General features: G+C 31.6%; 2 protein-coding genes. Both read left to right on the top strand.

Annotation, left to right across the window (positions count from 1 at the left end; all coding sequences use genetic code 11):
* Positions 1–52 precede the first annotated feature (52 nt).
* On the top strand, positions 53–295 hold the full coding sequence (locus ACFHWD_RS20485) for an ATP-binding protein (RefSeq protein WP_326839106.1): 243 nt from the start codon (positions 53–55) through the stop codon (positions 293–295).
* 503 nt (positions 296–798) lie between these two features.
* On the top strand, positions 799–1,941 hold the full coding sequence (locus ACFHWD_RS20480) for an ISAs1 family transposase (protein WP_179977686.1): 1,143 nt from the start codon (positions 799–801) through the stop codon (positions 1,939–1,941).
* Positions 1,942–2,582: the final 641 nt, after the last annotated feature.

The following is a 2,582-nucleotide window of genomic DNA, read 5'->3' as shown; positions in this document are numbered from 1 at the left end:
CTATAAATCTACTAAAAAATTGTCTTGACAAAGGGGTGCACTTTATCTTCCAATAGACCATTTGGGTGCTAATCTATTTTTTCAACTTATAACAAAGAGATACGAACATAATTCTACTATAATAACAACGAATCAGCCATTCAGTAAATGGGGAGATGTTTTTTCAGATGTAACTTTAGCTAATGCAATATTAGATAGGTTATTGCATCATTCACATATCGTAAAAATTATTGGACCTTTATATAGGACAAAAGATGTTTATGAATTAATCCAGCAAGAAAGAACCCCTGATTAATTTAAATTTACTATAAAATATTTATGCATTTTCATGTTGGAACTTTTCAACATTTTGAACTTGACATTTACAAATATATGCTCTTCGTTTTCGGCTGAAGTTTCTTTAATACTGCTATTTGTATTATGCTTCATCACGTTAAAAGGTGCCCTAACGCTCTACATAATCCCGTTACAATGTAACCAGTTTACATACCTGTATAATGTTTTAAAAGGTCATACACACCCTTCTGACGAGCAAACAATACAATAGTAGTAATACTGCTTGTCCGAGTTTATTTCTTATACAACGGCTCACAACACCTATACCTATTATTTTTTACAGTTGGGGTATGTTTAACCAACTCTCTATATTTATTTTTATATATTAAAAAAGTCCCTTAGGTACTAGCCACGGCAAAAGCATGAAGGAATGTTTATCCAATGGATAAATTACCACTAACAATTATAGTTCTGTTATAGTAGAATAACCTTAATAAAATACTCTTATGGAGGTTATTGAATATGGCAGTAAAAAAGTATAAGGGAAGCTTTTTTGAGCATTTTAGTGTAATCTACGATACAAGGCAAGAAGGTAAAGTTAGGCACAAGCTTATAGATATCATCTTTATTGCAATTGCAGCAACAATATGCAGCTGCGATGACTGGGAGGACGTTGAAGCTTGGGCGATTGAAAGAGAAGATTGGCTGAGGAAGTACCTTGAACTGCCAAATGGCATACCAACACATCATACAATTGAAAGAGTATTAAATTTAATAGATCCTAAACAGTTTGAAAGATGTTTTGTGCTTTGGATGAGAGAAGTAACAGAGATTGGGAATAATACAGTAATAGCAATCGACGGAAAAACAATGCGTGGAACAGAAAATAAAAAGAATAATAAAAAGGCAATTCATATAGTAAGTGCCTGGTGCAGCAGTAATAAGCTTATCATAGGGCAGGTAAAGGCAGATGAAAAAAGCAATGAAATTACTGCAATACCTGAATTACTTGATATGCTTTTAATAAAGGGCAGCATTGTTACAATTGATGCAATGGGCTGTCAGAAAGATATTGCAGAAAAGATTGTAAAACACAATAAAGCAGACTATGTATTGGCACTTAAAGAAAACCACAAGGTTTTATATGATGAGGTAAAAGAATATTTCAAAGATGCGAAAGCAGATAAGGTAAAGAATGAAAAAATTGAGTGCTACCGTACTATGGAAAAATCCCATGGGAGAATTGAAGAAAGAATCTTTTACTATTCTACTGATATATCATGGATGAAAGCTAAAGATGACTGGACAAAATTAAATGGTATAGGTATGGTTATTAGAAATTGTGAAGAAAATGGGAGAAAGACAGAGGAGTGTAGATACTATCTGGGAAGTATTAAGAATGTAAAAGACTTTTCACAGGCAGCAAGAAAACATTGGGGAATTGAGAGTACTCATTGGAACCTGGATGTAACTTTTAGGGAAGATGAAAATAGGAATAGAACAGGGAACAAGCCACAAAACATTGGACTGCTAAAAAGAATTGCTCTTAACTTAGTAAAAAAAGATGAAGAAAGATATCCTAAGAAAAGCTTGAAATCTAGAAGGTTTCAGGCATTACTCAGCTTGGAATATCTTGAATATATATTATTCATAAATTTTAGATAGATCTAAGAAAATTTAAAAAGAACGCAAATGTAGACTGGATATATCCATTAAGGACTATTTGGTTTTGAATGTGGTCCTCTTTTAAAGGAGTAAAGATCTAGGCTCTGGCTGCTTCTTACACCATTTCACAGTAATACCAGAGTACATTTCAGGGAAAATAAGGCATACCTCATATATAAATGCTGCAAAGGCATTTTTTAAAAAATTCTTGCAAGAGAATTTTGAAAAGAGATGGGTTCATGCTTTTTCCGTGAGGTACTAGCCTAAAGGACTTGAAATTTCTTTATTATTTCTGTATAATCAGCACATAAACTGAATACAGTAAATTCGTTACTTTCCTGGTATTGCCGTACCTTTATTCAAATTATTTTTTTGCATTCTCTAAATAAATTTATATTTATTTGTCTTAAAATAAAAAACTAAATAAAATTAACTATCCAGTTTTTGTTATAGTTAGTATATAGCGCTATGACCTCGTTTCAACCTCATTCTTGTTTACTAATATTGCAGCACTAACTTTTTACCTGATTTTAGATATTATATTGTAATTTTATGTCATTTGAGTTACAATATTTATCATAAATGTAATTTAAATATTATGAAGACACTCGAAAAGTAGATGGAAAATCTTAAAAGATATT

Origin of the sequence: Clostridium sp. MT-14 (genome assembly GCF_042436595.1) — a bacterium.
Lineage (GTDB): Bacteria > Bacillota > Clostridia > Clostridiales > Clostridiaceae > Clostridium_B > Clostridium_B aromativorans.
The sequence above is the reverse complement of the archived record's forward strand: the minus strand, read 5'-3'. Positions and strand labels throughout refer to the sequence as shown.